General features: G+C 72.7%; 24 protein-coding genes. 6 read left to right on the top strand and 18 right to left on the bottom strand.

The genetic code is table 11. The features are described 5' to 3' along the window. Window positions 1–14: 14 nt before the first annotated feature. From KZ829_RS22075 to KZ829_RS22065, 3 genes are read left to right on the top strand one after another with little or no spacing between them, the layout of a single operon-like run. The gene (locus KZ829_RS22075) at window positions 15–1187 is read left to right on the top strand and encodes a hypothetical protein (protein WP_220145825.1); all 1173 of its coding nucleotides are present in this window, start codon (window positions 15–17) and stop codon (window positions 1185–1187) included. Next, window positions 1165–1857, top strand: a complete 693-nt coding sequence (locus tag KZ829_RS22070; protein WP_220145824.1) for a hypothetical protein — start codon at window positions 1165–1167, stop codon at window positions 1855–1857. The genes KZ829_RS22075 and KZ829_RS22070 overlap by 23 nt, the downstream gene beginning before the upstream one ends. Then, window positions 1845–3278, top strand: a complete 1434-nt coding sequence (locus KZ829_RS22065; RefSeq protein ID WP_220145823.1) for a condensation domain-containing protein — start codon at window positions 1845–1847, stop codon at window positions 3276–3278. Before KZ829_RS22070 ends, KZ829_RS22065 begins: the two co-directional genes overlap by 13 nt. A 51-nt stretch (window positions 3279–3329) precedes the next feature. Here the strand turns inward: KZ829_RS22065 and KZ829_RS22060 are convergent, their stop codons facing one another. The 3 genes from KZ829_RS22060 to KZ829_RS22050 all read right to left on the bottom strand — a co-directional run bounded on the left by KZ829_RS22060 (window position 3330) and on the right by KZ829_RS22050 (window position 7392). Then, a complete protein-coding gene (locus tag KZ829_RS22060; protein WP_220145822.1) occupies window positions 3330–5432 on the bottom strand; it encodes an MMPL family transporter in 2103 nt (700 codons plus the stop codon). Window positions 5433–5545: 113 nt separating this feature from the next. Continuing rightward, on the bottom strand, window positions 5546–6238 hold the full coding sequence (locus tag KZ829_RS22055) for a response regulator (RefSeq protein ID WP_372453888.1): 693 nt from the start codon (window positions 6236–6238) through the stop codon (window positions 5546–5548). 2 nt (window positions 6239–6240) lie between these two features. Continuing rightward, window positions 6241–7392 carry a sensor histidine kinase gene (locus KZ829_RS22050; RefSeq protein ID WP_220145821.1) on the bottom strand — a complete coding sequence of 384 codons (1152 nt, stop codon included), beginning with the start codon at window positions 7390–7392 and terminating at the stop codon, window positions 6241–6243. 168 nt (window positions 7393–7560) lie between these two features. Between KZ829_RS22050 and KZ829_RS22045 the strand changes: the two genes are divergently transcribed. Then, complete coding sequence (locus KZ829_RS22045; protein ID WP_220145820.1) at window positions 7561–8640, top strand: inositol-3-phosphate synthase; 1080 nt, start codon at window positions 7561–7563, stop codon at window positions 8638–8640. A 54-nt stretch (window positions 8641–8694) separates the two neighbouring features. Here KZ829_RS22045 and KZ829_RS44600 read toward each other — a convergent pair whose 3' ends face one another. The 15 genes from KZ829_RS44600 to KZ829_RS21970 form a co-directional block, all read right to left on the bottom strand. Further along, window positions 8695–9369 carry a 4'-phosphopantetheinyl transferase family protein gene (locus tag KZ829_RS44600; RefSeq protein WP_220145819.1) on the bottom strand — a complete coding sequence of 225 codons (675 nt, stop codon included), beginning with the start codon at window positions 9367–9369 and terminating at the stop codon, window positions 8695–8697. Further along, window positions 9362–10519: an acyl-CoA dehydrogenase family protein gene (locus KZ829_RS22035; RefSeq protein ID WP_220145818.1), complete on the bottom strand. Its 1158-nt coding sequence runs from the start codon at window positions 10517–10519 to the stop codon at window positions 9362–9364. The genes KZ829_RS44600 and KZ829_RS22035 overlap by 8 nt, the downstream gene beginning before the upstream one ends. Beyond that, window positions 10516–11166, bottom strand: a complete 651-nt coding sequence (locus tag KZ829_RS22030) for a hypothetical protein (protein WP_220145817.1) — start codon at window positions 11164–11166, stop codon at window positions 10516–10518. The genes KZ829_RS22035 and KZ829_RS22030 overlap by 4 nt, the downstream gene beginning before the upstream one ends. Beyond that, window positions 11153–11980, bottom strand: a complete 828-nt coding sequence (locus tag KZ829_RS22025; protein WP_220145816.1) for a hypothetical protein — start codon at window positions 11978–11980, stop codon at window positions 11153–11155. The genes KZ829_RS22030 and KZ829_RS22025 overlap by 14 nt, the downstream gene beginning before the upstream one ends. A gap of 4 nt (window positions 11981–11984) precedes the next feature. Next, window positions 11985–12260, bottom strand: a complete 276-nt coding sequence (locus KZ829_RS22020; protein ID WP_246636042.1) for an acyl carrier protein — start codon at window positions 12258–12260, stop codon at window positions 11985–11987. A 19-nt stretch (window positions 12261–12279) separates the two neighbouring features. After that, a complete protein-coding gene (gene lysA / locus KZ829_RS22015) occupies window positions 12280–13536 on the bottom strand; it encodes a diaminopimelate decarboxylase (protein WP_220145815.1) in 1257 nt (418 codons plus the stop codon). Further along, window positions 13533–14912 (bottom strand): preATP grasp domain-containing protein, encoded by a 1380-nt coding sequence (locus KZ829_RS22010; RefSeq protein WP_220145814.1) that lies wholly within the window; start codon window positions 14910–14912, stop codon window positions 13533–13535. The genes lysA and KZ829_RS22010 overlap by 4 nt, the downstream gene beginning before the upstream one ends. A gap of 9 nt (window positions 14913–14921) precedes the next feature. Next, window positions 14922–15851 (bottom strand): ketoacyl-ACP synthase III family protein, encoded by a 930-nt coding sequence (locus KZ829_RS22005; protein ID WP_220145813.1) that lies wholly within the window; start codon window positions 15849–15851, stop codon window positions 14922–14924. After that, window positions 15848–16120, bottom strand: a complete 273-nt coding sequence (locus KZ829_RS22000; RefSeq protein WP_220145812.1) for an acyl carrier protein — start codon at window positions 16118–16120, stop codon at window positions 15848–15850. The genes KZ829_RS22005 and KZ829_RS22000 overlap by 4 nt, the downstream gene beginning before the upstream one ends. Further along, window positions 16117–17820: an acyl-CoA dehydrogenase family protein gene (locus KZ829_RS21995; protein WP_220145811.1), complete on the bottom strand. Its 1704-nt coding sequence runs from the start codon at window positions 17818–17820 to the stop codon at window positions 16117–16119. The genes KZ829_RS22000 and KZ829_RS21995 overlap by 4 nt, the downstream gene beginning before the upstream one ends. Further along, the gene (locus KZ829_RS21990) at window positions 17820–19541 is read right to left on the bottom strand and encodes an acyl-CoA dehydrogenase family protein (RefSeq protein ID WP_220145810.1); all 1722 of its coding nucleotides are present in this window, start codon (window positions 19539–19541) and stop codon (window positions 17820–17822) included. The genes KZ829_RS21995 and KZ829_RS21990 overlap by 1 nt, the downstream gene beginning before the upstream one ends. Window position 19542: 1 nt before the next feature. Next, window positions 19543–21315: a fatty acyl-AMP ligase gene (locus tag KZ829_RS21985; protein ID WP_220145809.1), complete on the bottom strand. Its 1773-nt coding sequence runs from the start codon at window positions 21313–21315 to the stop codon at window positions 19543–19545. A gap of 115 nt (window positions 21316–21430) precedes the next feature. Continuing rightward, on the bottom strand, window positions 21431–22549 hold the full coding sequence (locus KZ829_RS21980; RefSeq protein WP_220145808.1) for a hypothetical protein: 1119 nt from the start codon (window positions 22547–22549) through the stop codon (window positions 21431–21433). 32 nt (window positions 22550–22581) lie between these two features. Further along, window positions 22582–23613: a Gfo/Idh/MocA family protein gene (locus tag KZ829_RS21975; protein WP_220145807.1), complete on the bottom strand. Its 1032-nt coding sequence runs from the start codon at window positions 23611–23613 to the stop codon at window positions 22582–22584. After that, on the bottom strand, window positions 23610–24980 hold the full coding sequence (locus tag KZ829_RS21970; RefSeq protein WP_220145806.1) for an aspartate aminotransferase family protein: 1371 nt from the start codon (window positions 24978–24980) through the stop codon (window positions 23610–23612). Before KZ829_RS21970 ends, KZ829_RS21975 begins: the two co-directional genes overlap by 4 nt. Before the next feature lie 179 nt (window positions 24981–25159). On the opposite strand from KZ829_RS21970, the gene KZ829_RS21965 reads away from it, so the two are divergent. Together KZ829_RS21965 and KZ829_RS21960 are read left to right on the top strand one after the other, a co-directional pair. Continuing rightward, on the top strand, window positions 25160–25987 hold the full coding sequence (locus tag KZ829_RS21965) for an inositol monophosphatase family protein (protein ID WP_220145805.1): 828 nt from the start codon (window positions 25160–25162) through the stop codon (window positions 25985–25987). Beyond that, window positions 25984–26718 (top strand): sulfotransferase family protein, encoded by a 735-nt coding sequence (locus KZ829_RS21960; RefSeq protein WP_220145804.1) that lies wholly within the window; start codon window positions 25984–25986, stop codon window positions 26716–26718. The genes KZ829_RS21965 and KZ829_RS21960 overlap by 4 nt, the downstream gene beginning before the upstream one ends. Window positions 26719–26734: the final 16 nt, after the last annotated feature.

The following is a 26734-nucleotide window of genomic DNA, read 5'->3' as shown; positions in this document are numbered from 1 at the left end:
TCAGCGTGACGATCATGCATCATCCGGCCCGCGGCGACGCCGCGGGCCCGATCGTCGAGGCGTGCCGGCCGTTGTCCGCCCGCATCGTGACCGATCCGGCGCCCGGCGGGGTGCGCAGTCCACTGCGGACCGCGAAGGTCGCGTGGGCGGCGATCGCCGAGGGCGCCACCCACCACCTGGTGCTCCAGGACGACGCCCGGCTCTGTGACGGCTTCGCCCGCCACGTCCGGGACGCGATCGCGCATCGGCCGGACAATGGCATCGCCCTCTACACCGACTGGGCCAGCCCGCAGAACAGCTACCTCACCCGGCTCGCGGCGGTGGCCGGGTCACCGTGGGCCCCGCTGTCGCCGATGGAGTGGACACCGGCGCTGGCGTTCCTGCTGCCCACCGCGACCGCCCGGGAACTGGCCGGCTATCTGGCCCCCATCCCGGACGAGGTCACCGACGACGACCAGATGATCGCCCGGTTCTGCCGGGAGCGCCGGGTTCCGCTGCTGGCCGCGGTCCCGCACCTGGTCGACAACCGGGGCATGCCCACCCTGATCACCGGGCACGGCGGGCGGCACCACGCCACGGTGTGGGCGGCGCCGCCCGCACCCGCGGCGGCGCACTGGAACATCGGCGCCGAGATCGACGAGGCACTGGCGGCCCGGTCCCGATACCGGTCGCACGACGAGTACGTGGTGCAGGTCAAGGACTCCCGCTGTTCGATCCGCCTGCTCCGGCCGCACACCGGTGAGCCCGGTGGCAACGAGTTCTGCTGGTACTGGCAGGACTGGTGCGACCTGATCGGCGTCAGCGACCGGGAGGTCGCGGCCGGTCTCGCCGGGCACCTGGACGGCTGGTCCGGGCACCGGCCGCCGGCCCGGCCGGCCGTGGAGATCTGGGCCGCGGGATACCTGCTGGGACTCGACGCCGCAGCGGTTCGCCGGGACCTGCCCGCGCCTCTCCCGCCCGCGACGCCCACGGCGATCCGGGCCGCCGTGGCGTCCTGGGTGGACTCCGGCCTGACCGCCGCCGGTTGCACGGCCTCGAACGCCGCCGACCGTGCGGCGCTGATCGATCTGGGTGTGGCGGCGGTCGTTCGCGGCCTGCGCCGCCGCGCCCCGGAACCCCTCATCACCGCCGGTGTCATCGGCGGAACCCGTGGAGAGGACATTCATGACGGCAGTCGCCACCACTGAAACCGCTCTGGAGACTCTGGTCGATCGGATGGCACGCCGCGAGGTGGCGGCGCACTTCCTGATCCCGGCCGACCAGCCACCCGGAGTCATCCGGCCACCGGCACCGCCGATGACGGTGCACATTCTGACCTGCCCGGTCTGTGGGGCGGACGGCACCACGTTCGCCGCGTCCGGCGTCACCCTGCCGTTCGCCGAATGGCGGATCGCCGGCGCCCACCAGCCCACCGAGCCCGGCCTGCCCACGATGACCGTGCTCGGCTGCGAATGGTTCGCGCCGCGGGCGGTCCTGCCGGTGGCGATCGCGATCGAACGGTTCGGGCCGGCCGCCGCGAGCCGGTTCCGCAGCCGTGGGGTCGCGCTCCTCGATTCGCCGGATCTGCCGTTCGAGGCGGGGCTGGCCCAGCTCGACCGTCAGGAGAGCTGGCTCGGCACGCTGCTCGCCGGCGGGCCGGGTCCCCTGCCGGAGGCGCCCGCCTACACGGTGCCGGCCGCCACCCGGCTGGTCGGCCCGGCGCAGTCCTGGGCCGCCTACCGTGACACGCTCACCGCCCGATTCGCCGGACCGCACACCTCGGACATCGACGGCGGCCGGTGGAACGACGCCTATCTGGAGATTCGCCGCATCACCGCGGCACAGACCCTCCAGGGGTACGCGACATGCCCCGCCTGAGTACCGACGTGCGCTGGCGTGCGGTGCCGTTCACCGGCTCCCGGACGATCACCGAGCAACTGACGTGGGGGCAGGTGCTGGTGGAACGCGACATCCGGCGGATGCCGCCGGGCAGCGCCTACAACGTGACGGTGCCGGTCCTCATCCCGGAGGGGGTCTCCCTCGACGACGTCTGTGCCGTGATCGGCGTGCTGGCCGGCCGGTACGAGGCCCTGCGCACCCGGTTTCCCCGGCGCGACGGGCAGCTCGTCCAGGAGGTGGCCGCCACCGGGACCGTTCCGGTCGCCGTCTGGTCGGCCGACGGTCCCGCCGAGGAGTTCGCCGCCGCCGCCCGGGACCTGGACGGGCAACTGGAGGCGACCACTTTCGACCATGACCGGGAGTTGCCGTTCCGGGTGCTCGTCTGTCTCCACCGGGAGGCGCCGCGGGCGCTGGTGCTCTGCATCGCCCATCTCGTGGCCGACCTGCAGAGCAGCCGGCTCGCGGCGCGTGTCACGGCCGAACTGCTGGCCTGCCGGGCAGCCGGCCGGCCGGACCCGGCGGCCCCGGAGATGGTCCATCCGGCCGACCTCACGGTCTTCGAGCGTTCCCCCCGCGGGCGTACGACCAGCGCCGCCGCCGTGGCACACCTGCGCCGCCAACTGGAGGCCGTGCCGCTGGACAACTTCACCGCGGTCCAACCGGCGGAGCCCGCCGAGCCCCGATTCTGGCGCGGTGTGGTCGACTCCGCGGTGTCCGCACCGGCGCTGGCCCTGCTCGCCGACCGGTACCACACCAGCTCGGCGACGGTGGCTCTGGCCGTGACCGCCGCCGTGCTGGGTGCCGTGTCCGGCGCCGACCGCTGTGGGCTCCTGCTGGTGACGGGTAACCGGACCACGGCCGCCCAGCGGGCCTCGGTCGGCACGCTGACCCAGCACATGCCCGCCGTCGTGGATCTGACCGGGCCGGCCTTCTCCGACCTGGTCAGGCGCTGCTGGGGGACCGCGGTCCGGACGTACCGGCACGGGCGATTCGACCCGGTCGACGGGTGGGCCGCTCTGGACGAGGTGGCCCGGCAGCGCGGCGCCGAGCCGGAGATCCGCTGTTTCTTCAACGACATGCGCGGCGGCCAGGACGTCCCGGTCGCCGCCGGGCCGCCGGATCCGGCCCTGGTGGCCCGGGAACTCGCCGAACCCCGCTTCCGCTGGACCGACCGGCGGACGGCCGGCTCGTCGTTCTTCATGGAGGTCGGTGACGTGCTGGACGTGCCGGGCGAGTTGCGCTGGACGCTGCTCGCCGACACCACGCTGCTGCCCCGGGAGGTGATCCGGGCGGCGCTGACCGGGATGGACCGGCTGCTGCTGCGGCTGCTCGACACCGATCTACCCCTCTCTCTGGTGGCCGAGGCCGCCGGCCTGCCCGGCGCGACGGTCTCGCACTGACTTCTCGACGACGACCGGGGTGGGGCGTACGCTGCCCCACCCCGGTCGTTCCTACTTGGCGGAAGCCGCCAACTCCGGCTCCGGTTCCTCGGCGGGCGGAGCGGAGGGGACCGGCGGCCGGCCGCCGAGGAAACGCGGCGCCCACCAGGCGGCCCGCCCGAGGATCGTCATCGTCGCCGGCACCAGCAGCATCCGAACGATCACCGCATCGATCGCGACGGCCAGCACCAGGCCCAGACCGACCTCCTTGATCGGCGCGAAGCCCCCGGTCATGAAGCCGGCGAAGGTGACCGCCAGGAGCAGGGCAGCCGCCGTCACGATGCCCCCGCTGCGCTGGAGACCCTCACGGACGGACTGGTCCGGGGCGATACCGGCGAGCCGGCGCTCACGGATCCGGGAGAGCACGAAGACCTCGTAGTCGGTGGAGAGACCGAACGCGATCGCCGCGACCACGACCGGCACGGTCAGGTCGATCCCGTCCATGCGCTCCCCGCCGAGCAGTTCGACCAGGTGCCCCTCCTGGAACACCCAGACCACCACGCCGAGCGACGCGACCAGGCTCAGCAGGTTGGTGAGCAGCGCCTTGAGCGGGATCAGCACCGACCTGGTGAAGGCCAGCAGCAGGACGAAGGTGGCCAGCAGCACGATCCCGGCGGCGATCGGGAGACGATCCTTGAGCTGCTGCTCGTAGTCGACCAGGCGGGCCGCGTCGCCGGTGACCTGCACCGCGAACGGCGCCTCCAGGTCACGGAGAGCACGTACCGCGCCCGCGGTCTCCGGGCTGCTCGTCGGCTCGTCCGGGGTGGCCTGCAGGACGGTCAGGCCGCCTCCGCTGCGGCCGGGGTTGACCACCGACACTCCGGGGACCTCGGCAGCGCGCCGCTGGAAGTCGGCGAGCTCCGGGCTGTCCGGGGTGGTGTGCGCGACGATGGTGATCGCGGTCGGTCCGGCCAGGGCCGGGAAGTGTTCCCGCAGGTCCTCGGTGAGCTGGCGGGTGGCGCTGTCGGCCGGCAGCGACTTCGGGTTGCTGGTGTCGAGCCGCAGGCCGGTCACCGACAGCCCGGCGACGACCAGGACGATCAGCACCGCGAAGAGCGTGAGCACCGGCATCCTCTGCACCCCGGCGGCCACCCCGGCGAAGGCGCGCCCGCGTTCGCCCCGTCCGCGGGCCGGCTTGATCCGGTTACGCAGCAGTTGGAGCAGCGCCGGCAGCAGGGTGATCGCGGCGAGCATGTCGATGAGCACCACCGCGGCGCCGGCCACGCCGATCGACCGCAGGAACGGATCGGCGAAGGCAACGAGGCTGGCCAGGCTGACCGCGACGGTCAGACCGGAGAAGAGGATGGTACGGCCGGCCCGTTCAGCCGCCACGGCCAGCGCCTCCGACGGATCCGCGATGACCGCACGCTCCTCCCGGAAGCGGCTGACCATCAGCAGCGCGTAGTCCACACCCAGGCCGATGGCGAGCATCGTGGTGACCTGGATCGAGTAGATCGAGACGTCGGTGAAGAAGCTCATCACCAGCAGCGCGCTGAACGTCCCGCCGACACCGACCACGGCGATCAGCAGGGGCAGCCCGGCGGCGATCAGCGACATGAAGACGATCAGCAGCAGGATCAGCAGGAGCGGCGCGGAGACGATCTCGGCACGACGGGTGTCCGAGGTGGCCTGGTTGTTGAACTCGCGGTCGGTGAGCGGACCGCCCGAGGCCACCACGGTCGCGCCGTCGATGTCGGTGAGGCGCTGCTGTACCCGGTCGGCCAGCAGATCGCCCTGGTGCGCGAGCTCCACGTTGATCAGGACGGCCTTGTTGTCGACGGCGACCGGCGCCTGCTCACCGAACGGGTCGCTGACAGCCAGGACCCCGTCGATGCCACGCAGGTCGGAGACCGCGGTGGAGACGGCGGTGCGGAAAGCGGGGTCGTCGGTCGAGTCGCCGGAGACCACCGCGTTGATCACGGGCGGCGCGAGCTTGGCGTCGCCCATCGCCTCGGCGCCCTGCTGCGACTCGCTGCCGGCGATGGCGCCGACGGTCGTGGTCATCCGGGCGAAGACGCCGTTGCCGACGGTGAAGCCGGCGGCCGCTATCACCAGCCAGACGACGAGCACGACGGCGGGGTGCCGGCGCGCGGAACGGGTGATGGCACGGATCATCACGGGACTCCTCAGACCAGAAGATCGATACCGCTTCATCCTGGTCATCCGGGCCGTCGAGCGGATCGCCGACGAGAGCGAGATCTGCTCTCCCCCGCGCGGGTGAGAACCGGTCAGTCCGGTCCCTCGCCAGGGCTGACCAGTCCGGCCTCGTACGAGAAGATCACCGCCTGCACCCGGTCCCGCAGGCCGAGCTTGGTGAGCACGTTGCTCACGTGGGTCTTGACGGTGTGATCGCTGACCGACAGCCGGGTGGCGATCTCGGCATTGGACAGTCCCCGCGCGACCAGCCGCAACGTCTCCTGTTCCCGGTTGGTCAGCTCGTCCAGCAGGGCCGGCGGACGGGTCGCCGCCCGGGGCCGGCGGACCAGGTCGGCGATCACCCGGCGGGTCACCGTCGGGGCGAGCAGCGCCTCACCCTTGGCGACGACCCGGACCGCGTCGACCAGCTCGGCCCGGCGCATGGTCTTGAGGAGGAACCCGTTGGCACCGGCCCGCAGCGCGTCGTGCACGTGTTCGTCGAGGTCGAAGGTGGTCAGCATGAGCACCCGGGCGCCGGTGGTCTCGCAGATCCGGCGGGTGGCCTCGATGCCGTCGATCGGGCCGGGCATCCGGATGTCCATGACCACCACGTCGGGCTGTGTCTCGGCGACCACCCGGACCGCGTCGAGGCCGTCGGCCGCCTCACCGACGACGGTCATGTCCGGCTCGGCGTCGAGGATCATCATGAATCCCCCACGCACCAGATCCTGGTCGTCGACGACCACGATGCGCAACATCTCCGACGGCACTCCCCGGTCGTCCACGGTCACTCCGCGGGCAGGACGGCGTTGACGACGAAGCCGCCGCCGCCGGGCCCCGACCCGATGTTCAGCTCGCCGCCGCACGCGGTGACCCGTTCCCGCATGCCCATCATCCCGTATCCACCGCCGATGTTCATCGCGCCGACCCCGTCGTCGGTCACCGTGACCTCGACCGCGCTCGCGCTGAACTCGATCAGCACGTCCACTCCGGATGCCCGTGCGTGCCGGATGGTGTTGGTCAGCGACTCCTGGACGACCCGGTAGACGGTGGCGTCCACGTCGGACGCCAGTGTCCGCCGGGGCCCGCGCCAGCGCAGCGCCACCTCCAGCCCGACACGCCGGGCCTCACCGAGCAGATCCTGGACGTCGGCCACCCCGTGCAGCGGGCGCGCCGGGCCGTCGGCGTCGGCTTCGCGGAGCGCTTTCAGCGAGCGGCGCAGCTGGGCGATCGCGGCTCTCCCGCTCTCCGCTATCACCTCGAAGGTCTTCTCCGCCCGGGCCGGGTCGTTGCGGGTCACCACCGGCCCGGCCTCGGCCTGCACCACCATGACCGCGACCGTGTGCGCGACGATGTCGTGCACCTCGCGGGCGATCCGGTTGCGCTCCCGGGCCGCGGCGGCGGCACGTTCCTCCTCCTCGCGGGCAGCCCGTTCCTCCAGCATCGCCATCCGGTCGAGCCGTCCCCGGGCGCCCGCTCCGAGGCTGTACGCCGCCACGTAAGCCATGCCCACGTACCCGAAGGTGGCGGGGTTCTCGCCCGGCACCACCAGCGAGAGCACGACGGCCACGGACTGCACCACGATCGCGATCTGCCGCCAGGGCGAGGGACTGAGCAGCGCGAAGGTGTACGTCGCGACGAGCGGCCCGAACGGCAACGGCGGCAGTTGGTGCGCCAGCCCCAGAACGCTGATCGCCAGACCCACCACGACCGTGGTGAGCAGCGGGTAGCGGCGGCGCCACAGCAGCGGCAGCGATCCGGCGGCCGCCACGAGCACGTGCCACCACCGGCCGTCGTCGGAGAACAGCACCGGCAGGGCGGTTCCGGCGAACACCGCCGCCGCGATCACCGCGTCTATCCAGAACGTGGCCTGGTTCGGCAGCCTGAGCGGCCGGGTCCACGGCCGGACGGCCGCCGGCAGGGCGGTGGGCAGCGGCACAAGCGGCTCCTCGGACGGCGATGCGGTACACAGTATGCCCGCTGCGGGGCGGCGCGCCGCCGCCTCAGGACACCGATCGGAGTCGATGTCCTGTTTAGGACATCGAGGTGGAGAGGGATGCGCCGGGACCGATTGGATGGGGTCCTCTGAATGAGAAGGAGGCACCACGTGGGCGCTGTCCGCGTCGCCATCGCCGGGGTCGGCAACTGTGCCGCTTCGCTGGTACAGGGCGTCGAGTACTACCGGAACGCGATGGCTACCGACTCCGTTCCCGGTCTCATGCACGTCGTCTTCGGTGACTACCACGTCGGCGACATCGAGTTCGTCGCGGCTTTCGACGTGGACGCGAAGAAGGTCGGCCGAGACCTCTCCGAGGCCATCGTCGCGAGCGGGAACAACACCATCAAGATCTGCGACGTTCCCCCGTCGGGAGTCACCGTGCACCGGGGCCCGACGCTGGACGGTCTCGGCGAGTACTACCGGGAGATGATCGAGGAGTCCGACGACCCGGCTGTCGACGTGGTCCGGGGACTGCGCGAGTCCGGGGCCGATGTGCTGGTGTCGTACCTGCCGGTGGGCTCGGAGGAGGCCGACCGCTTCTACGCCCGGTGCGCGCTGGAGGCCGGGGTGGGGTTCGTCAACGCCCTGCCGGTGTTCATCGCGTCGGACCCGGTGTGGGCGGCCCGTTTCACCGAGGCCGGGGTACCGATCGTCGGCGACGACATCAAATCGCAGGTGGGAGCCACCATCACCCATCGGGTGCTGGCGAAGCTCTTCGAGGACCGCGGAGTACGGCTGGACCGGACCTACCAGCTCAACTTCGGCGGCAACATGGACTTCATGAACATGCTGGAGCGCAAGCGCCTGGCCTCCAAGAAGCTCTCCAAGACCCGGGCCGTCACCTCGCAGGTGCCGCGCGAGATGGCCGCCGGCGACGTGCACATCGGGCCCAGCGACTATGTGCCGTTCCTGGAGGACCGCAAGTACGCCCTGGTGCGCCTGGAGGGCCGGGCGTTCGGTGACGTTCCCCTGCAGCTGGAGTACAAGCTGGAGGTCTGGGACTCGCCGAACTCGGCCGGGGTGATCATCGACGCGGTGCGCGCCGTGAAGATCGCCAAGGACCGGGGGGTGGGCGGGCCGATCCTCTCCGCCTCCTCCTACTTCATGAAGTCCCCGCCCGAGCAGTACGACGACGCCACCGCCCGGGACGCCGTCGACCGCTTCATCCGCGGCGAGATCGAACGCTGATCCCCCTTCGGCGAACGGCCGGGATGCCCGCACGGGCTTCCCGGCCGTTCGCCGTCACAGATCCCGGTCGAACTCCCGGATTCGGCACCGTGCGGGGCCGGTCCCGGCCAGCGCCACAGCGCCCCGGTACACACCTGCGGCGGGCAGGTCCCGGACCAGAAAGATGCCCGGCAGGCGGCCGGCCGGGTCGCGGACCAGCAGTGTCCCGCCCGCGGCGCCGCCGACCGGCAACCGCAGTCCGAGTGCCAGCCGGGAGCCGGCCGCCTTGACGCACGCCTCCTTCCGGGTCCACAGCCGCAGGTACTCCGGATAGGCGTCCGCGCCCGCCATCGTGACGAGCGCGGACTCGTCGGGTGTGAAGAAGCGGGCGGCCATCCGCCGGGGGTCCAGCCCGTCCCGTGGATGGTCGACGTCCACACCGACCGGCCGGCCGGCGACCGCGACCACGGCCAGGTCCCCGGCGTGGGCGAGGCTGAAATGCGGGCCGGGGCCGGCCAGGTGAGGCCGGCCCCGGGGGCCACGTCGAAGCGGAAGGTCACCGGCCGGCACACCGAGCCGGTCGGCCAGGATGGCGTTGAGCGCGGCGTGCGACACCACGAACCGGCGGTACGCGGCCGGGTCGCCGATCGCGGCGGCCCGGCGCAGGTCGGCCGGGGTGAGCCAGCGGGCGGCGTCGGCGGTGCGGTCCAGGCGGATCGTCCAGACGTCGGCGCCGCCCGGTTCAGGCACGGTCGAGCTTGCCCTGGAGCAGGCCCTGGAACGTGTTGAGACGCTGGATGTTTCCGGTGCCCTCCATGTACTCGACCCCGCGGGCGTCCCGGATCAGTTTGTCCAGCATCGGCTGGGTCAACCGGGCGCCGGGGCCGAAGTAGCCGAGCGCCTCCAGGGTCACCTCCTCGGCCAGTCGCGCCGCCCGGGCCTTCGCCGCCGAGGCCAGGTGACCGTTGGACGGCTGCGCGTCCACGACCGCCGCGGCCTGCCGGATGAGCTGGCGTACGCCCTCGATCCGCCGGCCGGTCCGCTCCCAGCGCTGCCGCTCGGCCTTGGTCAGCGAACGGCGCTGGTCAGCCACGTACTCATGGGCGGCGCGAGCGATGCCGAGGGCGATCGCGGCGACCCCGGGCCGCAGTCTGTTGAACATCTGCACACCGCTCCACACCCCGCGCCGGGTCGGGCTGAGGTGACGGCCCAGCACCCGGTCCGCGGGAACCGGCACACCGTCCAGGGTGAGGGCGCTGATCTGGGCGCCGCGCAGCCCGATCGTCGGGATCGGCTCCGCCTTGAACCCGGGTGCGCTCGTCTCCACCAGCACGGCGGTGGCGCCGAGCGGGCCGGGCCGGTCGCGGGCGAACACCACACCGATCTGGGCCCGGGCGCCGTTGCCGATGTAGCGCTTGGCACCCCGTAGCAGCAGGCCGTCCTCGCCGTCCGGTTCCAGCGCGGTCTGCATGGCACCGGCGTCGGACCCGTGGCCGGGCTCGGTGAGGGCGAAGAACGTCCAGGTCGGCGCGGCCAGCAACCGGCCGTAGAACCAGTCCTTCTGCGCCCGGTCGGCGAGCAGGTCGACGAGGACGCCGGAGAGGGACGCCCCGGGGGCGGCCAGCATCATGCCGGCGTCCCCGGCCGCGATCTCCTCGGCGAACACCACCCGCTCCATCGCGGTCATGCCGTCGAAGCGGTAGCCGCCGATGAGCGTGCGGTCCGGGAGCCAGGGCTCCGGGATGAGCATCGTGGACAGATGCCGTACCGCCGGGTTGTCCAGGCAGCGGTACACGGTGTCCGGGTCGCCGTCCAGTTCCAGGGCGGTCGCGCGCAGGCCGAGCGCCCAGTCCCGGGCGTGCGCCCGCGCGGTACGCAGCCGGTCGTCGAGCTCGATCACGATTCGTCCTCCCCACCGATCCACGCATCGGCCAGCAACTCCGAGGCGTTGACCGTCAGGCCCGGCCCGTCGGCGGTGAATCCGCTGGCGCCGAGCAGCCTGAGCAGCATCCGGTCGGTCATGGTGATCTGCCGGTGCAGGCCGGCCAGCATGTCCGGCGGTGGCGGTGTGCCGGTGAGCGCCACCCGGACCTCGAGCTGCTCGGTCACCGCGTCCGCCAGCGCACCCTTGATCATCTGTTGGAGCAGCAGCACCGTGTCCCCGGACCGCCGGTCGCCGAGATGTGCCATCGTGGTGTCGAGAAGCGCCTCGGAGAGCCCGAGCCGCAGCTCGGCCAGCGCTGCCAGCCACTCGGTTCGCGGTGCCTGGCCGCCATCCGGGTCGGGCTCGCCCCGGTAGCGGATCGCGGCGAGCGGGCCGTCCGGGGTGTCGACCGTGCCGAGGCGTTCCACGGCCGCCGGATCGACGGCGGTGACGGTAGCCCCGGTCCAGGCCAGGCTCGGGTCGTGCAGCGCCGGCTCCGGCAGCACGCAGCAGCCGGTCGGGCCGCACGGCAGGACCCGGCCCGGCAGGGTGCCGTGCAGTTCGGCGATCGCGGCGGCCAGTCCCCGGGACCGTGCGGTGCGCCGGATGTCAACTGTGGTCATGCGGCGGCTCCCCGGGGAAGACCGCGACGGACAGGGTGCCGGAGACCGGGTCGCGATCGGCGAGCGCGATCGGCCGGCCGGGCTCCGCGCAGTGCTCGGCGAAACCCGCCCACACTCCCGCGGCGCCCAGGTCCGGAGCCGCGGTGCCGGCGCCGGGCAGCCCGGGGCCGGTGAGCAGCAGGGCGCCGTCCGGCACCAGCTCGCGCAGCAGTGCGGCGGTGCCGTCGGCCGGTACGTCCGGGCGCTGGTGCACGACCGCCCCGTCGGTGCCGGCCGGCTCGAGCAGCATGGCCACACCGATGTCCTGCACCGGCAGCGGGTACGGGGCTCCGGTCACGTCGTACGGCAGCGTCGTCTGTTCCAGCACGAGCAGCAGAGCCCGGCAGTCCGGGAAGTCACCGGAGTACGTGCCCAGCAGGCGCAGGGCGGTGAACGGCGCGGCCGGGCCCTGATCGGAGACCGCGAAGGCGAGCGGATCGCCGGGCGCCAGCTCGTTGAGGTAGCAGGCGGTCACCCGGCGCGGGTCGGCATCCGGGGTGGTGTGCGCGATCACGATCAGGTCGACCGGACCGGGCGGCTCGAGGTCACGGACCAGTTGGTCGGCCATTTCGGTGAAGGACACCCGGCTGGAGGCGGCGTGCCGGTCCGGGCGGAACCGGCGGCCGTACAGCCCGGTCATGTCGGAGAGGTATTCCTCCAGCAGCGGGTCGGTCCGGTACGGCTCGGGGTCGGGCCCGAACCGGCGGGCGACCATCCGGGCCGGCCGGAGCCGACCGGTTCGGGCCGGCGCGGGCGGTGCGATGGACAGGAACATCGGGTCAGGCCAGACCCTGCTCGAGGACGTAGTCGGCGAGCGTGCCGACGGTCTCGAAGTGGTCCTGCTCCAGCGTGTCCGAATCGATCATGGCGTCCAGCCGGTCCTCCAGGTGCATCAGCAGCTCGAGGACGTTGGTGGAGTCCAGCCCGAGCTCGTCGATCAGCCGGGTGTGCTCGGTCACCTGCACCGACTCCCGGTTCAGCACGGCGACGACGGCGTCGATGACGTGCCCGACGACCGAGGCACGGTCGATGGTCGCTTCCGAAGCCATGGTCATGGCGATCCTCCAGGGGTGTTTAGTCGCGAATCTGAGGGCTGAGCAGGTCTTCCACGGTGTCGCGGCGGCGCACCAGCCGGGCCCGGCCGCCGTCGACCAGCACCTCGGCGGGGTACCCGTGGCTGAGGAAGAGCACCGGGGAGGCGCTGGGGCCGTACGCGCCGGAGCGCAGCACCCCGATCAGGTCGCCCGGCCGCGGCTCGGGCAGGTCCACGTTGCGGCCGACGGTGTCGTTGGGCGTGCACAGCGGTCCGGTGACGTTCCACGGGGCCGCTTCACCGCCGGCCCGGTTCAGCAGCCGCATCGGGAAGTTGCGTTTGACGAACGAGCCGATGCCGACCGCGGCCATGTGATGGTTGGTGCCGCCGTCGGTGACGGCGAACCGCTCCCCCATCGACGTCTTCACGTAGCGGACCCGAGTGACGTAGGTGCCGCTCGGCGCGGCCAGGTACCGGCCCAGCTCCAGCAGCAGCCGGGCGCCCGGATGCGCCGTGTGAAACGCCTCGGCCACCGGGTTCAGCAGCTCGGTGACCGCGTTCGGGTCCAGGTCCGGCTCGCCCGGGAAGTACGCCACGCCGAGCCCACCGCCGACGTCCACCGCCTCCAGGGTGAAGTCCAGCCGGTTGGCCAGGCGCTCGGCCAGGTCGATGATCCGGCGGGCGTTCTCGGCGATCACCTCGGGGTCGAGGATCCGGGTGCCCATGTAGGCGTGCACGCCGATCACCCGTACCCCCGGGAAGTTCTTGACCAGGTCGGGCTCGTCGAAGAGCTGCTGCTCGTCGATGCCGAACTGGCGGGGCTTGCCGCCCATGGTGAGGCCGGAGCCCTTCACCGCGAACGACGGGTTGACCCGCAGCATCACCGGTGCGATCACGCCCCGCTCCCGGGCCAGCTCGTCGATCAGGCCGAGCTCGCCGAACGACTCGCACACCAGCGCGAAGACGCCCTCGTCGAGGCAGGCTTCCAGCTCGGCCCGGCTCTTGCCGGGGCCCAGAAAGATGATGTCGCCGGGCGCCACCCCGGCGGCCAGCGCGGTACGCAGCTCCACCATGGACGACACCTCGGCGCGTGCCCCCAGGGAGGCCAGCAGGGCGCAGACGGCGACGTTCGGGTTCGCCTTGAGCGAGTAGAACATCTCCATGGCCGGGTGCAGGCCGTCCCGCAGTCCCCGGTACTGCTCACGCAGGCTGTCGCCGTCGTAGACATAGAGCGGTGTGCCGAACCGGTCGGCCAGCTCGGACATCGGGATGCCCTGGATCGTCGTCTCCCCGGTCACCGTCGTGCTCCTTCCGCCGCGGCCGCCAGCCGGCCCGCGATCTCGCGATCCATCTCCATCAGTTCGGCAGCCGTCGGCGCGACCAGGAAGCCGTAGAGGCGCCCGTCGGCCGGCCCGGCACCGGCACGCAGCCCGGCGTTCACCGTGGCGAAGTTCTGCACCACCATCCCGGTGTCCCCGGCGCTCCGGAGCAGCCACCGGCCGAGGGCGTCGCGCACCTCGCCGAACCGCAACGGCCGGGCCAGGCGCAACGGGTACAGGCGGGCCAGCGCGCACCAGCCCGGCGGCATGTACCGCTCCTGCAGACCGGTCTGATAGGTGGACATGTTGTTACGTGCGTTGATCTCGACAACCGGGTAGATCCCGCCGTCGGGGTCGACCATCGCGTCCACCCCGGCCACCCCGTGGTAGCCGTCCGCGGCGAGCCGCCCACCGAGCAGCCCGGCGCTCACGGTCAGCACGTCGACCTGGGCGCCGGTCAGCCCGGCCGGCATCCGATGACCCTTGTGGACACCCTTCTCGGTGACCGCCTCCTTGACGAAGTCGAACCGCACCGACCCGTCCCGGCCGACGGTGAACTGGTAGTTGAGGTCGGCGGTCTTGGCCACCCACTCCTCGACGAGCAGCGCCAGCCGCCGGTCGCCGGTGCGTTCCGCCCGCCGGTGCAGCCGCCGGTGGATCTGGCCCAGCCGTATCTCGTCCCGGATCACCAGCAGGCCCTTGCCGGACACCCCGTACGAGTCCTTGAGCACCACCGGCCGCCCCGCCGCGAGGAGACCGCGGGCCTGCTCGACGGCCGCGTCCAGTTCCTCGACGTTCTCGCAGGTCCAGCCGGTGGACTGGCGCAGTCCCAGCTCACCGGCGATCCTCCGGCTGTAGATCTTGCCGTTGACCGCCTTGCAGGTCGCCGCGGGAACGCCGGCCAGGGCCAGGCCGGTTCGCGCGGACAGTTCCTCCTCGTCGGCGGAGACGCCGTGCGCGAGGATCGCGGCCCGCCCGGCGAGGCCGGCCAGCCGGTCCAGCAGGGCGGGACTGTCCAGCGCGTCCTGGGTGACCGTACGGTGCGGGTCCGCCCGGTCGGCGATCAGCAGATGCGGCAGCGTCGTCCCGAGCGACTCCAGGTGTGCCAGGTGATCGGGATCAGGGGCGGCCTTGAGCACCACGTGGTCGCCGGCCCCGGCGAGCAGGAGAGCGAACTCGTCCATCCTGTTCACCATCGCGTCGCCCGCGGTCAGCGCCACCCGGGGCAGACCCGGCTCGGCCCCGCCCCAGCGCTGCTCGACCTCGAAGTTGCCGAGGAACACCAGCGGCTTCTCGTCGGTGCCCAGCAGGGCGGATCGCAGCCGATGCACGAAGGGTTCCCGTACCGTCGTCATTTCCGCCCCTCAGTGCTCGAAGACCATTGCGGAGAACGTGGATCCCAGACCGACCGCGGCCATCAGGTAGCGGTCGCCGGGCTTGAGCCGGCCCACGTCCCGCGCCGAGACGTAGTTGAGGAACGAGTCCGCGCAGAAGCAGTGCCCGGTGACCGGCATGTTGTCCAGGAACAGCCGTTCCACCGGGATGCCGGCCTTGCGCGCGACCCGCACCCAGGACACCCGGTTGACGTTGTGCGGCAGCACCAGGTCGAGGTCGGCGGTGGTGATGCCGGCCCGGGCGGCCGCGGCCAGGATCACCTCGGCGAGGGCGTCCGGATAGCGCTGCTGGAACTCCAGGGACATCTCAGCCGTCAGGGACAGCCCGGCGTTGAACTCCCCGTGCGTGGCCGAGGCGTAGGAGAGCAGCCGGTCCCGGCTTCCGGCGCCGACCAGCACCGCCGCGCAGCCCTCCCCCATCAGCGCGGTTCCCGGGATCATCCGGGCCGACGGGGTGAACGCCTTCTCCCCGGCGAAGACCAGGGCCAGCGCGTCCGGGTCGCCGTCCTCGGCGAGGAGCCGGCCGCACATCTCGACGGCCAGCAGCCCGGACGCGCAGGCGTGCTGGGTGACCGCGAAGGCCCGGGCATGCCGCAGCCCGAGCGCCGCCACCACGTCGTGCAGCGGCTCCTGCGGGTACGGCGCGATCGCCTGCAGGGTGCGGGCCTGCACCACGTACCGCACCTGCTGTTCGCGGCCGCGCAGCTCGGACAGCTTGGCCGCGGCGTTCAGCATCAGGTCGGTGATGGTGCCGGACGGCTCGTACAGCACCTCGGCCAGCCCGTAGTAGCGGTGGAACATGCGGACCTGCATGTCGGTGAGGCCGAGGTCGCCGGCGAGCGAGGCGATCGGCACCCGGTGCGGTGGCAGATAGGTGGAGACCGCCTCGATAGCGGTCATGCGCCCACGTCCAGCGGCAATGCGGACAGGTACTCGGTCAGCGCGTCGATGCTCGGGTGGTCCCAGACGATGGTCGGCTCCAGCCGGAGCCCGAGGTGGTCCTCGATCTCGCCGCAGAGCGCCAGCGCGTAGACCGAGTCCAGGCCCAGGTCGGCGAGGGGCGCCGCGGCGTCGATGGTGGCCGGGTCCCGATCGGTGAACTCGGCGACCCGGTGGACCAGCCACGGGCGGAGCTGTCCGGCGTCCCGGTGATTCGGCAGGGTGGTCAATTCCGGCTCCTTGGGCTGTCGGGCAGCATGCCGTTGGACAGGTCGAAGGCACGGCCGGTGGCGTACCGGCCGGCGAGTTCCGCGTAGATCGGGGCGGCCAGCGCCGGAGGCAGCGAACGGTGCACGCCGTCCAGTTCGCCGGCCAGGCGGGTCAGGGCCGCGGTCACCCACACCGGGTCGGCGAGGAACGTCCCGGGCCGGCGCTGCTCGGCCAGCCAGAGATTGAGGCAGGTGGACGCGCTCAGCGCCACCGCGTAGCGGGCGGCCAGATCCAGCGCCCGCGGGTCACCGCCGATCGCCAGGTCGGCGGGGCGCAGGGCGATCGCCTCGGCACGCATCTCGTCCAGGGCGCCGGTGAAGGTACGGACCAGGTCACGTAGCACCGCGGAGCCGGCCGGCAGTGCCGCCGCCGCGCCGAGGAGCTGTGCCGCCAGCGGGTCCTCCGCCGACGCGATCCGAAGCCGGTCGAACGGCAGCGGCGGCAGCCCGGCGGCCAGGTCGTAGAGGCCGGGCGGCGGTTCCTGAGCCGATGCCCACGAGCGCCGGGCCAGCCGGGGCAGTTGCGGAAGCACAGTGGACAGGCACGCGACCCGGGCCGCGTGCCCGAACCCGGCCGGCGCCAGGTCACGTTGCAGCTTCTGGAAGATGCCGTACTCGCCGGTGCGCAGGTAGCTCTGCGCACCGAGCAGCTCGCCCAGCCGGGCCATCGCCCGGGCGGCCCGGCCCGAAACCATGTACTTGACCGCCGAGGCGTACGCGTTGGTGTCCTCCGGAAGCAGGTGCACGGCCCGCGCGACCGTGGTGGCGAGGCAGTCCGCGATCAGCAGGTCCAGGAACGACTCGGCGAGGACGGTACGGACCACCGGCATCGTGCCGATCGCCCGGCCGCGCAGCCGGCGATCGTCGCCGAACCGCAACGCCGCACGCAGGCCCGTGTCCAGCACGCCGAGCACCATGGCCGGCAGCCCGGTCCGGGTGAGCTGGAAGGAGCGCAGGGCGGTCTCCATGGCCGAGCCGACCGGGCCGATCGCCACGCCGGCGTCGACCGGGCAGCGGTCGAGCTCGATCCCGCCGAGCTGCACCCCGCGCATGCCGCTGCTGGGGAAGCGGGGCAGGTAGCGCAGCGCCCCGTCCGGCAGAGCCGCCTTCTCGACGAAGAGCTGGGTGTGGCTGCGCCCGCCGGGAGCGTCCGAGGTGCGGCTGAAGACCACCATCGCGCTGCACCGCCGCGCGTTGGTGATCACTTCTTTGCGGCCGGTCAGCAGCAGTTCGCCGGGCCGTCCCGGATCGGCCCGGAAGTCGACCCGGGCGAAGTCGTTGCCGTGGTCGAGCTCGTGGTAGACCGACGCCACCCGCTCCCCGCCCAGCAGCAGCTCGGACAGCCGCCGTTGCTGGGCGCCGTCACCGCCGGCCCACACGTTGACCGAGGCGATGAACGAGCTGGCGCCGTAGCCGAGGCCCAGGCATGGGTCACGCCGGAACACCGCGCGCATCACCCGGATCAGCCGGTCCAGTCCGGTCATCCGGCCGCCCCGGGCGACCGGCACGAACTCGGCGTTGAGACCGAAGTCGTCGAGCATCCGCTCGCCGTCGCCGAACATCTCCGACCGCTCGTCAGCGGCGAGGACCGCGTGATTGCCGAGCGGGTTCGCGGGATCCCACGGGTCGCCGAACCGGCTCTCCAGCTCCGCCAGGGTCATCACGCCTCCTCGGCGAGATCGAGGTCGAGCACGGAGGGCCGGCGGCCGGGGACCAGGGACGCGTACACCCGCTGGTAGATCTCCGAGCCGTCCGGCGCGGCTCCCAGCCGGTGCAGGACCCAGGTCAGTGCGGCGTCCAGCCACAGCCCGCCGGCCCACAGCGGGTCGTTCCCGGCCCGCTCGTGGTTGTGCAGCCACAGGTGCACCGCGGCGGCGCCGGCGACGCAGAGCTCGAACCGGTGAGCGAGGTCATGGGCAGCGGGCTCCACGTCGTACGGCACCGGGCGATGCGCGGCCAGTTCGGTGTGCACCCGGTCGGTCGCCGCCAGCAGCGCCTCGGCCCGGGCCGACGGACCGCCCGCGGCCCGGACCGCGGCCACCGCCGCGGCCAGCCCGCGCAACGGCAGGCATCCGCGGGGGCCGGCCAGCGTGATCCGGCCCGGGTCCAGGTCCGGCGCCGGCAGGCTCAGGTCCGCGATCGCACGCAGCCGGGCCACCTCCACCACGTCACCGGGCCAGCCCCTGGCCAGTTGCGGGAACTGGTTGATCAGGGCGGACCGGTTGACCGGCGTGCTGCCGTCGAAGATGCCCACGATCCGGTGGTCACGCTCGATCTTCTGGAACCGGCCGTAGTCCGCGATGCCGGTGAGGAAGGCCCGGGCGCCGAGCTGCTCGCCACATCCGCTGATCAGTTGCTCGGTGAGCTCCGGGACGAACGCCTTGACCACCGGGGCGAGCACGCTCATCTCCTCGGTCTCCGCGGTCACCGCCCGGGTGGCCACCGCGGTCATCGCCTCGGCCAGGAAGAGCATGGTGTGCAGCCGGCCGACGCCGCGGCGCAGGTAGGGCACCTCGGACAGGCTCCGGCCGTACAGCCGTCGTTCCGGCAGGTACTGCCGGGTCAGCGCGAGCGCGTGGTCGGCCGCGCCGAGCGACAATGCGGTGCAGGCGGTACGGGTGAGCTGCAACGCCCGCAGCACGGTCTCCAGTCCCGAGCCGGGCGCGCCGACCAGAGCCGTCGCGGGGACCGGAGCGCCGCTGAACGCGATCCCGCTGATGTCGGCGCCGCGGATGCCGTGGGTCGGCTCCGCGGGCAGGCACCGGTAGGTGTCCGCGGGCAGCCGCCGCTTGTCGGCCAGCAGGACGGTGAACGCCCGCGGCCCGGAACCCGGCCCGGTACGTGCCAGCAGGCAGACCACCCCACCCCGGGTGGCGTTGTTGATCAGCCATTTGGCGCCGTCGACCCGGTATCCGGGACCGTCGGGAACCGCGGTCACCTCGCCGCTCATCAGGTCGCTGCCGTGACCCGGCTCGGTCAGCGCCCAGCAGACCGGGGTGCCGGCCAGCACCGTCGCGGCGAGGCCGAGCGCCTGCGCGGTGTCCGCCTCGTCCCGGGGCGCCCGCGCCCACACCGAGGCCGCGCCGAGGAACGTCTTGCCGTGGGCGATGGCCGTGGTCAGGTCCCGCCGGGCGATCACCCGGAGCACCTGGACGAGCGTGTCGAAGCCGTGCAGGGCGCCGCCGTACGCCGCGGGCACGTAATGGGCCGGAAGGCCGAGCCGGTCCAGCTCCGCGCAGATCTCGGCGGGGAAGGCCTCGGCCTCGTCCGCGGCGCCGACCCGGTGGTGGTTGAAGACGGTGCCGGCGTCGGCCGGGTCGCCGAGCCGTTCCTCGAGGTCGCGGGCGACGGCGGCGGCCAGCGGCAGGGTGGGCGCGGCCATCTCAGGACCGGACCCGGTCGCCGGTCCGGAGCCGGGCGCGGATCGCATCGGTGAGCTGCTCGTGCTCGGTGTCCAGAGCCCTGCTCAGGAAGAGCATCCGGGCGAGTCCCCGCTGGATCTTGCCGCTGGTGGTCCGGGGCACCGTTCCCGGGCGGACCAGGACCACACCGGCCGCGCCGACCCCGAACTCCGTGGACAGCAGCCGGCGGATCGCGGTGACCACCGCGGCCCGCGCCTCCCGGTCGAGCGACCGGGCCCGGCACTCCTGCACGACCACGAGTTCCTCGTGCGGCACCTCGACGGTGAAGGCCGCGCCGACGCCCCGGGACAGGCTCTCGTGCACGGTACGGACGGCGGCCTCGATGTCGTACGGGTACAGGTTCCGGCCGTTGACGATCAGCAACTCCTTGATCCGGCCGGTGACGTAGAGCTCGCCGCCGTCGAGCAGCCCGAGGTCACCGGTCCGCAGGTAGCCGCCCTCGCCGGTGGCCAGCGCGTTGCCGAACACCTCCCGGGTGGCCTCGGGCCTGTCCCAGTAGCCGCGGGCCACGCTGGGGCCGCGCAGCCAGATCTCACCGATGGTCCCCGGCGGCCGCTCCCGGCGGGTGGCCGGGTCGACGATCCGGACGTCGAAGTCGCCGGTGCTGAGCCCGCTGCTGACGAGGTCGCGCACCGGCCCGGGGTGACCGTCATCGACCGGCGTCACGATGTGCCGTTCCAGATCGTCGGCGTCGACCGTGGTGACGACCGGCGCCGTCCCGGCCGGTGAACCGCTGACACTGAGCGTGGCCTCGGCCATGCCGTAACCCGGGCAGAGCGTCTCGGTCCGCAGCCCGGCGGCGGCGAACCGGCGGGCGAACGCGGCCAGGGTGGCCGCCTGCACCGGCTCGGAGCCGTTGATCGCGTGCATCCACCGGGACAGATCCAGTCCGGCGATCTGCTCGTCGGTGACCCGGCGCGTGCACAGGTCGTAGGCGAAGTTCGGTGCCGGCGAGATCCGCACGTCGTGCCGGTCGATCAGCCGCAGCCAGGTGTACGGGCGCTTGAGGAACGCGGTCGGTGACATCCCCACGCTGCAACTGCCGGCCGAGAGCGGGGCCAGGAGCTGCCCGATGAGGCCGAAGTCGTGGTACATCGGCAGCCAGCCGCCGACCCGCACGTTCTCCCCACTGCTCAGGATCTTGTGGAAGACCCGCAGGTTGTGCAACAGGTTGGCGTGGTCCACGACGACACCCTTGGGGTCGCTGGTGGAGCCCGAGGTGTACTGGAGGAAGGCGATGCTCGATCCGTCGATCGCCGGCCGCCGCCAGGCCGCGCCGTCGTCCGGCGCGATCCCGTCGAAGGCCAGGCACGGCACTTCGGCCAGCCCGGATTCGCCGGCCCACTCGCGGACCGTGCCGAGGGCGGCGCCGTCGGTGAGGACCGCCGCGATCCGGGCGTCCCGGGCGATGCCGGCCAGCCGGTCGCGCTGACGACGGTAGCCGTCCGGGAGCGGCGCGGGCACCGGGACCGCCCCGGCGTACTGGACGCCGAAGAAGCTCTCGGCGAACGCGGTGCCCGGCTCGTTGAGGACCAGCACCCGGTCGCCGGGCCGGACCGTACCGGCCAGCAGGGCGGCGATCTGCCGGGCCCGGGCGGCCAGTTCGGCATAGGTGACCGTGCGCACCGGCCCGTCGTCCAGCCCGGGGTCGGCGTCGAAGATCAGCGCTGGACGTTCCGGGTGTGCCACGGCGCGGGTCTGCAGCAGGTCGACGAAGGTTTCGTGGTCAGACATCAGACGCTCCCGGGACGGGTGGTTGACGTGCCGGACCAGCGTCGCGCCGGGCCGGCGGGTGCAGAAGGCTCGATCGAGCGGGCAGATGGGCTAGCCGAACAGGTAGGGCAAGCTGTCACGGCTCCGCCCGCCAGCCGTCGAGCCAGCCCCGGGACACCCCGGCCAGGCCGGTCGCGATCAGGTCCGAACGGCCTCTCGCGGTGATCCCGGCGGCGTCCTGCCCGGCCAGGCCGGAACTGATCCAGCTGGTCATCGCGGCCTGCGCGAGCCCGGCTCCGACGGCGGCCGGCGGCCATACCCCGGCGGCCTCACCACGGCGTACGGTCACCGCGTCCGCGCCGAGCAGGTAGCCCGCCGCCCACACCTCCAGCGCGAGCCGCCAGTGCGGCTCCGGGGCCGGATCCCGCGTTCCGAGGAAGGCGTCGAACCCGTTCACCACGTCGCCGGCCGACACCCCGATGAGGCCGCAGTGGTCGGCCCAGTACCAGCCGAACCCGTGCTCGACCGGCTCGCCGGTGCCGGGCCGCAGCGGGCGCATCAGACACCGGCTGCGATGCAGCTGGATCGTGTAGGCCAGCTTCTCCCCGGACCCGCAACGACGGTCCAGCGCGGCCTCGGCACTGGCGCTGAGCCGCCAGTAATCGGCGGACAGCACCGGGGCGGGCAGGAACACGGTGGCGTGGAACCGGCCCGGATGCCCGACGATGGTGGGGTCGAAACGGTGGTCGACCAGGTGCGGCACGGTGCCGACGACCGGGATCCCGGCCTCCCGGCAGAACCGTACGACCATCTCGTCGTCGTCCTTGACGTCGTCCGGGATCCCGGCCAGGTAGTCGGCCAGATCCCGGGCGAGCGCCACCGGCAGGACGAAGCCCTGGGTGGGCGTCCACTCGGACCGGGACAGTGGCGCGAACGGCCATCCGGCGATGACCGCACGCCGGACCAGGTAGGAGTTCTGCGGGCTGTCCCAGTGCGAGTAGAGCGAGATGCCGTGGCCGGGCCGGGCGCTGACGGCCCGGTGCAGTTGGGTGGCGAAGCCCTGGATCAGCACGATGTCGTCCTGGAGCACCAGGTGATGGGTGGCCCCGTCCTCGATGGACCGCCATGCCACCTTGGCGGTACGCAGAGGGCTGGGTACCCCGTCCGGATCCGGGTCGGTGATCACCCGGGCGGTCAGGGGTGCGCAGTCGCTCACCAGCGGGGGGATGCGCTCCCGCCGCCGTGGGTGATGCATGATCGCCACGCTGAACCGGATCTCCCCGGGGTTCACCGCACTTCCGCGGTCACGAGACCGGCCGGGGCGACCGGCTCCCCGCCCAGAGCGGCCGACCGGTAGGCGGCCTCGACCAGCGCTGTCGTGGTGACGACCTCCCGCATCGGCCGGTCCCACCCGGTGCCGGCGGCGACCAGTGCGGCGAAGTCGCCGAACATCCCGGCGAACCACTCCTGATGGGTCTGATCCCTGGTCGGCGGGGTCAGATCGGTCCGTTCCACCCCGTGTGCCGAGCGCACCTCGGCCACCCCGTCGTGCACGTCAGCCGTACCCTCCGGGCCGGTCAGCAGGTAGCGATTGGAACGGGTGCCGCTGATCCAGCTCAGATCGATCTCGCAGGTCCCGCCCCCGAACTCCAGGTGCAACCGGGCGGCGAGATCCATCCCGCCGGCGGCGTCGCCGTCGGCCCACTGCGCGACGCAGGACACCGTCCGGGGCGCCTCCCCGAAGAGCCTGGTGGCCATGTACGCACAGTGCGTCCCGTGGTCGAGCATGATCCCGCCACGGGCCACCGTGACGTCCCGGCGCCAGTCCGGCTGCCAGCCGGGCACACCGCGCGCGTGCGAGTCCCGGGCGATCCGGAAGGAGGCCCGCATCGGACCGCCGATCCGCCCGTCCGCGACGGCGCCGGTGAGCACCCGCATCATCGGCGAGAAGCCGTAGTTGTGGGCCGGATAGAGCAGCCGGCCCCGTTCCCGGGCGAGCGCGACCAACTCGATCGCCTCGCCGGTGTGCACCGCCACCGGCTTCTCGCAGATGACGTGCAGGCCCGCGACGAGCGCCTCCCGTTCCAGCGCGACGTGGTGGACGGGCGGGGTGCAGATGTCGACGGCGTCGACCGTCCGGGCGGCGAGCAACTCGGACAGCCCGGCGAAGGTCTCCACGCCGGGGTCGAGCTCCCGGGCCCGGGCCCGGCGTTCCGGCGACGGGTCGAGCACCGCGACGGCCCGGCCGGCGGTGACCGTACGGTAGGCGTGCAGCCGTCCTTGGCCCGCGGTGCCGAACCCGATGATCGCTATCCTCATGCCACTTCCTCCCCGGCGACCGCGGGTCGCGGCGCCACACCGTCGATCAGGACCCGCCGGATGATCTGAACGGCCTCCTCGGCCAGATCGGCGTCCACGTTGAGCGGCGGGTAGAGACGCAGCGTGGTGCCGCCGGTCATCACCAGCACCCCGGCGTCGGCCAGTGCCAGGAACGTCTCCCGGAACGTGGCCTTGTCCAGCGGCCGGCGGGTCTCCTTGTCCGCCACCAGCTCGATGCCGATCGCGAATCCGGCCCCGCGCACGTCACCGACCAGCGGCGACTCCTCGACCAGCGGCCGGAGGGCGGCCAGCATCTCGCCGCCGAGCTTGGCGGCCCGGGTCGGCAGGTCCTCGTCGACGATCACGTCGGTGGTGGTGGCCACCGCGCGGCACGCCAGCGGGAACGCGCCGAAGCTGGAGGAACTGGCGCTCGGGTCGGAGAACGGGGCGGCGGCCATCAGCTCGGCGGTCGAGATCACCCCGGTGACCGGGTAGCCGGCGCCCATGCCCTTGCCGACCGTGATGATGTCCGGGACCACTTCGTCCCGCATGAAGGCGAACGGCTCCCCGGTACGGCCGAAGCCGGTCATCATCTCGTCGACGATGAGCAGCGCGTCGAACTCGCGGGCCACCTCGGACAACGCGTTCAGGTAGCCCGGCGGCGGCACCACGTTGCCGGAGCGGCCCTGCACCGGCTCGACCACGAGAGCCGCGAGCGCGCCGGTGGAGTTCTCCTTGATGGTGTCCCGCACGGTGTCCACACAGGCGTACCCGCAGCCCGGGAAGGTGGTCTTGAGCGGGCAGTGGTAGCAGTTCGCGTACGGTGCGCTGAAGTAGCCGGAGGGCAGCGGCCCGAGCCCGCCGCGGGCGCCGGCGGTGAGCCCCAGGCTGCCCAGCGTCTTGCCGTGGAAGCCGCCCCAGAACGACAGGAACTCGTGCTTGCCGGTGACCGACTTGGCCAGCCGCAGGGCCGCCTCGACCGCCTCGGTGCCGCCGCTGTAGAGCTGGATCCGGTCCAGCGGCGGGGGCAGGAACTCCCGCAGCGAGTCGGCCATCGCCCGGCGGCCGGCCGACCCGAACCCACCGGCCGGCGCGGTGGACATCTCGGCGGTGAGCGCCTCGATCAGCCGTGGATTGGCGTGGCCGATCGAGTTGACGCCGCCGGCACCCTGGAAGTCGATGATCTCGTTGCCGTCGACGTCGATCAGGACCGCTCCGGCGGCGGACTCGACGCACAGTTGCGCCCAGAGCATGACCGCCTGCAGGCCGGGGCCGATCACCTCCTGCTCGGCCGCCCAGTGCTCGGCGCCACGAGGCCGGTCGGCGGTACGCCCGAACCGGCTCACGCCGCGTGAATTGTCTGCCATCGATCCGCCCTCCGGTGCCGCCGGATCCATCGGTCGCGTCGACCGCCGGCCGCTGTCGCCCATGCTCGGAACTCGCGCGGCCCGCCGGGAGACTCGATCGGCCACCACGAATGGGTATGCCCGGACGGCTGACACGTCCGGGCAGCGTGGCGCCCGGCCGGCGCGGTTAGCGTGACGCCGTGACCAGCACCGTGCAGCACCTCGTCGACGTGGCCGCGAAGGCGGCCGTGGAAGCCGGCCGATTCGTTCGGAGCCGGTTCCGTGGACCGGCCGCCGTGACCGTGAAGGAGGGCTTCCACGACGTCGTGACCGAGGTCGACGTGGCCGCCGAGCGGATGATCCGGTCGGCGCTGCACGACGCGGCACCCGGCACGTTCCTGATCGGCGAGGAGACCGGCCGGGCGAACGGCCCCGAGGGCGGTCCGGACGACCGTCCGGTGTGGCTGATCGACCCGATCGACGGCACCTACAACTTCGTCCGCGGCATCCCGTTCTTCTGCGTGTCGATCGGGCTGCGCATCGATGGCCGTACCGCCGGGGGGTGTGTCTTCGACCCGGTCCACGACGAACTGTTCACCGCGGCTGAGGGCGTCGCCCGGCTGAACGGCGCGGAACTGCCGGTCCGTGGTGCCGGGCCACCGGCGGCGCCGCTGGTTCTCTGCGACATCCCGAACGCCGGTGGGCCGCCCGCCGCCGCCGAGACCGAGCTGCTGGCCGCGCTGCTGAGTGCCGCCGCGGACGTACGACGGCTCGGCTCGTCCGCGCTGGCGCTGGCCTACGTGGCCGCCGGGCGGGCGGATCTGGCCGCCAACGCCGACGTCTTCGACTGGGACACGGCGGCCGGGCGGGCGCTGGTGACCGCGACCGGCGGCGGCTATCTGAGCCATCCCGATCCGTTGCCGACCACCCGCCGGGGCAGCTTCGTGGCCTGGGCGCCCGAGCACGCGGCCCTCGGCCGGGCGGTCGGTGAGGCCCTGCACCGGAATCGTTTCAAGGAGACCATGTGAACGAGCAGCGATTCGTGTTCATGGGCGGCATGCACCGCAGCGGCACCACGCTGCTGGCCTCGCTGGTCGGGACGAACCCGCTGGTGGCCGGGTTCCGGCGGACCGGGGCGCCGATGGACGAGGGCCAGTACCTGCAGACCGTCTGCCCCTATGACGAGCAGCACGGCGGGCCGGGGCGGTTCGCGTACGCGCCCGGGGCACACATGACCGAGCACGACCGCCTGGCGACACCGGCCACCGCCCGGCTGCTGCGCGAGCAATGGGGTCGCTACCTGGCCCCGGACCGGCCGGTGCTGCTCGAGAAGTCACCCCCCAACCTGCTGCGGTTCCGGTTCTTCCGGCACCTCTTCCCGGACGCCCGGTTCGTGCTGGTCACCCGTCATCCGGTGGCGGTGGCGATGAGCACCCGGAAGTGGACGCCGGCCCTGTCCGTACGGCAACTGGTCGAGCACTGGCTGCACGCCCACGATCTGGTAGCCGCCGACGCCGCGCATCTGGACGGGCTGCTGACCGTCCGCTACGAGGACCTGATGGCTGATCCGGCCGCCACCCTGGACACGATCGCCGCGTTCGCTGGCATCCCGGCCCGGTTCCGGGTGGCGGAACTCGACCGGGATGCCAACGTCCGCTACCTGGCGGCCTGGCGCAGCGGACCGGCCGCCGACGACGATCTCGGCGATCTGGCCGCCCGGGTCGGCGAGCACGGCTACCGGCTGCCCGCGGCCGCCTGAGCCGCACCGAGAACGC

This window comes from Actinoplanes hulinensis, assembly GCF_019429605.1.
In the GTDB taxonomy this organism is placed as follows: Bacteria; Actinomycetota; Actinomycetes; order Mycobacteriales; family Micromonosporaceae; genus Actinoplanes; species Actinoplanes campanulatus.
Note: the sequence above shows the minus strand (reverse complement) of the source record. Positions and strands in the feature narration are given on the sequence as shown.